Here is a 6,894-nt window from a genome sequence, read left to right as displayed (position 1 = left end):
CCGTGAACGTCTCCACCCACACGCGCTCAGCCCGTAACACCCCAGCCATACAGAGAAGATGCCCAGCTCAGAGCCTTGTGCAACACCCTTTAGGGACCGTTTCGAAATCCCCCAGCTACCGCTGGGAGGTGCCCCCGGCGTCGGCCGCCCGGAGGGCGACCGACGCTGCCGTCACTCCTCGACGAGGAGCTTGTCGCGCAGCTGCGCCAGGGTGCGGGCGAGCAGCCGGGAGACGTGCATCTGGGAGATGCCGACCTCCTGCGCGATCTGCGACTGCGTCATGTTGCCGAAGAAGCGCAGCAGCAGGATCTTCTTCTCGCGCGGCGGCAGCTGCTCCAGCAGCGGCTTGAGGGACTCCCGGTACTCCACGCCCTCCAGGGCGTCGTCCTCGGCGCCCAGGGTGTCGGCCACGGCCGGCGACTCGTCGTCGGTGTCGGGCACGTCGAGCGAGAGCGTGCTGTAGGCGTTGGCGGATTCGAGGCCTTCGAGGACCTCCTCCTCCGTGATCTTCAGATGCTCCGCCAGCTCGTGCACGGTCGGGGCCCGGCCGTGCCGCTGGGAGAGCTCGCCGGTCGCCGTCGTGAGCGCCAGGCGGAGCTCCTGGAGCCGCCGCGGGACGCGCACGGCCCAGCCCTTGTCCCGGAAGTGGCGCTTGATCTCGCCGACCACGGTGGGGGTGGCGTACGTGGAGAACTCCACCCCGCGGTCGACGTCGAACCGGTCGACGGACTTGATCAGGCCGATCGTGGCGACCTGGGTGAGGTCGTCCAGCGGCTCGCCGCGGTTGCGGAAGCGCCGGGCCAGGTGCTCCACCAGCGGCAGGTGCATCCGCACCAGCTGGTTGCGCAGCTCGGCCCGCTCCGGGGAACCCAGCGGAAGCTTGCCCAGCTCCACGAAGAGCGCACGCGCCCCGGCCCGGTCGTGCGGGTCGTGGTGCCCGTGCTGCTCCTGTTGCTCCTGCTCCATGCGACCCGCCTGATCCGCCAGATCCGTCTGCTCGGGCGCGTCCTTGTCGTCGGGACGGTCCGCCGGTCCACCGCCGGGATGGGGCCGTGCCTCGTCCTGTCGCGCCGCAGGGGCGGGTACGGGGCGGCCCCTCACCCCGGGCGTACTGCCTTCCAGATCGTTCACGGCGATTCCCCCGTTACAGCTGTCCCGGTCCTGCACCGCGCTTCTTGTGCAGAGCGATGCTCACGGTCTTGTCCTCGGCCACGCTGGAGTCCACCTCGCCGGCCAGGGCGGAGAGCACCGTCCAGGCGAAGGTGTCGCGCTCCGGGGCGCGGCCGTCGGTCGTGGGAGCCGACACGGTCACCCACAGTGCGTCCCCGACCAGGCGGAAGACGCAGCTCAGCACGGACCCCGGGACGGCCTGCTGGAGCAGAATCGCGCACGCCTCGTCAACGGCGATGCGCAGGTCTTCGATCTCGTCGAGGGTGAAGTCCAAGCGGGCCGCGAGGCCGGCGGTCGCCGTACGCAGCACCGAAAGATAGGCCCCCGCCGCGGGCAGCCGGACCTCGACGAAGTCCTTCGACCCGGGCTCGCCTGCGATCTCGGACACCCTCACCTCCAAGGTGGCACTCGCACTGCCCTCATCGGCACTGCACTGATCTGGTTCGGTTCGCCAGCGACGCTATCGCGATCCGTACCCCGGTGTCGCCCGGACGGAGCACGGCCGCCGCCATGAATGAGCCCCGGCCCGGCACCCCATGGCTGTCACCCATAGTAGGCGCATGCGCACGCACCGTGGGTAGGGGGCGAGGGGTCTCAATTCGAAAGAGAAGTCGCTTTGTTGACACGGGCCTGCTCCGCGAGGGTGCGCAGCGGTTCGCCGGTCAGCCGCTGCACCGTCCATCCGTCCTGGGGACGGGCGCCCATCGCACGGTAGAACGCGATCGACGGCTCGTTCCAGTCCAGCACGGACCACTCGAAGCGCTCGTAGCCCCGCTCGACGCAGACGGCGGCCAGCTCGGCGAGAAGCGCCTTGCCGTGGCCGCCCCCGCGCGCGGAGGGGCGCACGAACAAGTCCTCAAGGTACACGCCGTGGGTGCCGGTCCAGGTGGAGAAATTCAGGAACCACACGGCGAAGCCGACCACGGCGCCGGTGTCGTCGTCCTCGGCGATGAACGCGAAGACCGCGGCCCCGGGTCCGAAGAGCGCCTCGTGCAGCTGCGCGGGGGTCGCCCGCGCGCTGTCCGGCTCCCGCTCGTACTCCGCGAGTTCGCGGATCATCGAGTGGATCTCCGGGATGTCGCCGGGCGCCGCGGATCGGATCATGCGGCCAAGGCTAACCGCTCGGCCGGCCCGTCACGACGGCGGCGAGGACCGTCCCCTCGGCGAAGGCCCCTTCGGCGGCCAGAGAGAACAGGCCGTGCAGCATCTTGGCGACGTACACGGGGTCCGGCACGAAGCCGTGGCGCGCGCCGAAGTCCTCCGCGAAGGCGTCGAGGGCGGGCGTGCGGCGGGCGTAGCCGCCGTGGTGGAAGCGCTCCTCCAGGTGCCAGTCACCGCGCCGCCCGCCGAAGGCCGCCTCCTGGAGGCGGCCTATGTCCTCCCGCAGGAATCCGCCGCCCTTGAGGACGGGAAAGCCGATCGCGCGCTGCTCCGGACCCAGTCCCGCGGCAAGCCCCGCCAGGGTGCCGCCCGTGCCGCAGGCGACGCCCACGACGTCCGCCGCGCCGCGCAGTTCCTCGCCGAGTGCCACGCACCCTTGTGCCGCCAAGGCGTTGCTGCCGCCCTCGGGCACCACATAGGCGGGGCCGAACCGCTCCAGGAGCCCCGCCAGGACCTCCGGCTCGTCCTTGCGGCGGTAGGTCGCGCGGTCCAGGAAGTGCAGGCGCATGCCGTCGGCGGCGGCACGGGCGAGCGAGGGGTTCAGCGGGCGCCGGACGAGCTCCTCGCCGCGCACGACCCCGACGGTGGCCAGTCCCAGCAGGCGGCCCGCGGCGGCGGTCGCGCGCAGGTGGTTGGAGTAGGCCCCGCCGAACGTCAGCAGCACCTGGTGTCCCTGGTCCGCCGCGGCGCGCAGGTTCAGGTGGAGCTTGCGCCACTTGTTGCCGGGCACCTCCGGGTGGATCAGGTCGTCCCGCTTGACGAGCATGCGCAGCCCGCGCCCCGTCAGCCGCTCGTCGCCGGTCAGCTCGACAAGAGGGGAGGGCAGCCGGACGTCCACGATCACCGCCCCAGTGTGACGTCACCGGGAACCGGCCGGGAGTCGGGAGCAGCCCCCGGCGGGGCCGCTCCGGCTCAGCGGGCGGCCGTGTCGAGGGCGTTCGCCAGCCCCGCGGCCGCCTCCCCGGCGTTCCACTCCTGCAGCGGCTGCTCGGCCCACAGGACCTTTCCCTCGGGGGTGTAGCGGGTGCCCCAGCGTTCGGCGATCTGGGCGACGAGGAACAGGCCCCGGCCGCCCTCGTCGGTCGTGGCCGCGTACCGCAGGTGCGGCGAGGTGCTGCAGCCGTCGGAGACCTCGCAGGTCAGGGCGCGGTCGCGGAGCAGCCGTACGGAGATCGGCGGGGAGCCGTAGCGGATGGCGTTGGTGAGCAGTTCGCTGAGGATCAGTTCCGCGCCGAAGCTCAGCTCGCACAGGCCCCATTCCTCCAGCCGCTCGGTCACCGCGGCCCGCATGCCCGCGACGGCGGCCGGGTCGAGCGGTACGTCCCACTCGGCGACGTGGCAGGCCGGGGTGCGGCGGGTTCGGGCGATCAGCAGGGCCACGTCGTCCTTGGGCCGGCCGGGCAGCAGCGCCTCCAGCACGGCCCGGCAGCTCTCCTCCGGCGGCCGCTCGGGGTGCGCGGCCAGCGCCCGGCGCAGCATCTCCATGCCGACGTCCAGGTCGCGCGCGCGGTCCTCGATGAGCCCGTCGGTGTACAGCACGAGCTGCGTGCCCTCGGCGAGCTCCAGTTCGGCGGTCCTGAACGGCATGCCGCCCAGCCCCAGCGGCGGGCCGGCGGGCAGGTCGGGGAACTCCACGGCGCCGTCCGGGCGCACCAGTGCGGGCGGGTGGTGCCCGGCCCGCGCCATGGCGCAGCGCCCGGTGACGGGGTCGTAGATCGCGTAGAGACAGCTGGCGCCCATGACGCCGGCGCCGATCTCGGTGTCGGACTCGTCCTGGTCGATCCGGCCGACGAGGTCGTCGAGGTGGCCCAGCAGCTCGTCGGGCGGCAGGTCGAGGGTGGAGAAGTTGTGCACCGCGGTGCGCAGCCGGCCCATGGTGGCGGCGGCGTGCAGTCCGTGGCCGACGACGTCGCCGACGACGAGCGCCACCCGGTTGCCCGGCAGCGGGATCACGTCGAACCAGTCGCCGCTCACGCCCGACTGGGCCGGCAGGTAGCGGTGGGCGACGTCCAGGGCGCTCTGCTCCGGCAGGGCGCGCGGCAGCAGGCTGCGCTGCAAGGTGACGGCCAGGGCGTGCTCGCGGGTGTAGCGGCGGGCGTTGTCGATGTTGATGGCGGCACGCGCGACCAGTTCCTCGGCCAGCGAGAGGTCCTCCTCGTCGAACGGCTCCGGCTTCTGCGAGCGCCAGAAGTTGACCACGCCCAGGACGACGCCGCGGGCCTTGAGCGGGGTCGCGATGAGCGAGTGGATGCCGTAGCGGACGATGCTGTGCGTCCGCTCGGGGTCCTGGGCGAGCCAGCCGGGGTCCTCGCCGAGTCTGCCCACCACCTCCGAGCGCCCGGTGCCGAAGCCGCGCGCCTGCGGGGTGGACGGCAGGAAGTCGATCAGCGTGCCCAGCGGGTACAGCGGGGCGTCGTCGCGGATGCCGTTGACGGCGGTGCGGCGCATGTCGACCGCGTTCACTCCGGTGGGCTCCTCGCCGTGCAGGACGGGGTCGGCGAGGTCGACGGTCACGTAGTCGGCGAAGCGGGGGACCGCGACCTCCGCCAGCTCCTCCGCGGTGCGGACCACGTCGAGGGTGGTGCCGATGCCCAGCCCGGCGTCGTAGAGCAGTTTGAGGCGTTCGCGGGCGACCTCGGCGCGGCCGGCGAGCGCCTGGAGCTCGGTCGAGTCGCGCAGCGTCACCACTGAGCCCGACAGGACGCCGTCGGCGTGGTTGAGCCGCTGGTTCACCGCCAGCAGCCGGTCGCCGGCCGGGAGGAACTCGTCGGTCGCCTCGCGGCGGGAGACCAGCAGCTCGACCATGGCGGGTTCGAGGTCCGCCAGCTCGGTGACGTACCGCCCCTCGGTGTCGGCCGGCAGGTGGAGCAGGCGCGCGGCCTCGTCGTTGACCAGCAGCAGGCGGCCGTCGGCGGCGACGATGAGCACGCCCTCCCGCACGGAGTGCAGCACTGTGTCGTGGTGCTCGTACATGCGGCTGATCTCGGCGGGGTCCAGGCGGTGGGTCTGCCGCCGCAGCCGCCTGGAGATGAGTGCCGTCCCCGCCATGGCCAGGGCGAGCGCGGCGGCGCCTGCGCCGAGGATGATCGGCAGCTGCCGGTTCACCACGACCGTCACATTGGTGACCTTCATGCCGGCCGCGACCAGGCCGACGATCCTGCCGCGCGGGTCCTCCACGGGGTCGTGGACCGGGACGACGGCCTGCACCTCGTGACCCAGCGGCCCCCGGACGCTCTCGGTGTAGACCTTGCCGTGCAGCGACGGCTCTATGGTGCCGACGAACCGCCGGCCGATCCGCGCCGGCATGGGGTGCGTGTAGCGGGTGCCGTGGGTGTCCATGACGACGATGAAGTCGACGCCCGCCTCCTTGCGAGCCAGTTCGGTGACCGGTTGCAGCACCTTGGAGGGGTCGGGGCTTCTCAGTGCCTGCGGCAGCCCGGGGGAACGGGCGAAGGTGCGGGCCGCGGCCACCGAGCGGTTGACGGCCTCGCGCTCGCTGTCGTGCCGCGACTGGAGCACCAGGGCGAGCACTCCGCAGGCCACGAGCAGCACGACGACCGCCACCTGGAGGACGAAGACCTGCCCGGCGACGCTGCGGGGACTCTTCTCGCTCAGTGATCGCACCGGTACGCACCGAATCAGCCGAAAAGGTCGGCCATGTCGCCTTTGTAGCACTGCGGATGAGGCGCTGCCAGAGGCCGAAAGGGCCGTCGGCGGGCCCGGTGGCGCCCGGAGGCGTGCGGGAGCGTGCGGGGGACCGCCTCAGAAATGCAGTTCGGCGGGGAAACCCGTCCAGCGCAGTTCTTCCGGGAGGTGCCGCATGTCGTTGTAGAGCAGGACGGAGTGCGGACGGCCCGGCGTGTAGCGGATGACGGTCAGGGCGGCGTTGGCGTGGTCGAGGCCGAGCCAGCGCCACGGCGGCGCGTCCAGGGCCGCCGAGACCAGCCTGCCGATCAGGAAGTTGTGGGTGACCACGAGCTCGTGGGCGGCCTTGCCCGCGGCCGGCGGCCCCGCGAAGCGCGCCAGCGCCTCCCGCCCCAGCTCCGGCCCCCACGCCCGCTCCTCCGGGCCGAAGCGGTCCAGGAACCGGGAGAGGTAGTACGCGCTGTCCGACGGCAGCTCGGACTCCTGCGGGATGTAGGGCGGGTAGTCGCCGGCCAGGTCGTTCGCCCCCACCGGCACCGCGCCGCCCAGCCGTTCGCCGATGAGCGCGGCGGTCTGCGCGGCACGGGGGAGCGGGCCGTGGTGGACGGCGGCGATCGGGGTCCCCTTGAGACGCTCGCCGAGGAGTTCCGCCTGCCGGAAGCCGTTCTCCGTCAGGCCGCTCTCGTCGGGCAGCGCCTCCGCGTGGCGGGTCAGATAGAGATAGCGGCTCGCCGTGCCGGTCATGCCGGGCCCCTCTCGGGTGTCGGGATGCTGGGCGTGGAGACGCCGCCCGTGCGGGCCCGGTTCCGCCGTGCCGCGGGGCGTCACCCCGCAGGATGATGCCACGCGCCGTCCGGCGGGCCGACAGCACTGCCGTCAATTCGCCCCGGCCGCACGGTGGTTGGCGTCCTGTCCGGC

The 6,894-nt window shown here is 72.7% G+C and carries 6 protein-coding genes; all 6 read right to left on the bottom strand.

Annotation, left to right across the window (positions count from 1 at the left end; genetic code table 11):
• Positions 1-171: 171 nt before the first annotated feature.
• Positions 172-1,101: an RNA polymerase sigma factor SigF gene (locus ACIP9H_RS15610; RefSeq protein WP_401581114.1), complete on the bottom strand. Its 930-nt coding sequence runs from the start codon at positions 1,099-1,101 to the stop codon at positions 172-174.
• 43 nt (positions 1,102-1,144) lie between these two features.
• Entirely contained in the window at positions 1,145-1,558 is a 414-nt protein-coding gene (locus tag ACIP9H_RS15605; protein WP_319665704.1) for an anti-sigma regulatory factor, read from the bottom strand.
• Between the two features lie 206 nt (positions 1,559-1,764).
• Positions 1,765-2,274 (bottom strand): GNAT family N-acetyltransferase, encoded by a 510-nt coding sequence (locus tag ACIP9H_RS15600; protein ID WP_360907187.1) that lies wholly within the window; start codon positions 2,272-2,274, stop codon positions 1,765-1,767.
• Positions 2,275-2,284: 10 nt separating this feature from the next.
• Entirely contained in the window at positions 2,285-3,175 is an 891-nt protein-coding gene (locus ACIP9H_RS15595; protein ID WP_401580515.1) for a 1-aminocyclopropane-1-carboxylate deaminase/D-cysteine desulfhydrase, read from the bottom strand.
• A 68-nt stretch (positions 3,176-3,243) separates the two neighbouring features.
• Positions 3,244-5,946 (bottom strand): SpoIIE family protein phosphatase, encoded by a 2,703-nt coding sequence (locus ACIP9H_RS15590; RefSeq protein ID WP_401959413.1) that lies wholly within the window; start codon positions 5,944-5,946, stop codon positions 3,244-3,246.
• Positions 5,947-6,093: 147 nt separating this feature from the next.
• Positions 6,094-6,720: a histidine phosphatase family protein gene (locus ACIP9H_RS15585; protein ID WP_401959401.1), complete on the bottom strand. Its 627-nt coding sequence runs from the start codon at positions 6,718-6,720 to the stop codon at positions 6,094-6,096.
• Between the last annotated feature and the right edge of the window lie 174 nt (positions 6,721-6,894).

The sequence above is a fragment of the Streptomyces sp. NPDC088732 genome, from assembly GCF_044751205.1.
GTDB lineage: Bacteria > Actinomycetota > Actinomycetes > Streptomycetales > Streptomycetaceae > Actinacidiphila.
The sequence above is the reverse complement of the archived record's forward strand: the minus strand, read 5'-3'. Positions and strand labels throughout refer to the sequence as shown.

Coding starts and splice junctions, on each gene's coding strand:
- ACIP9H_RS15585 (WP_401959401.1), bottom strand. CDS start 6,720: ATGACCGGCACGGCGAGCCGCTATCTCTATCTGACCCGCCACGCGGAG.
- ACIP9H_RS15600 (WP_360907187.1), bottom strand. CDS start 2,274: ATGATCCGATCCGCGGCGCCCGGCGACATCCCGGAGATCCACTCGATG.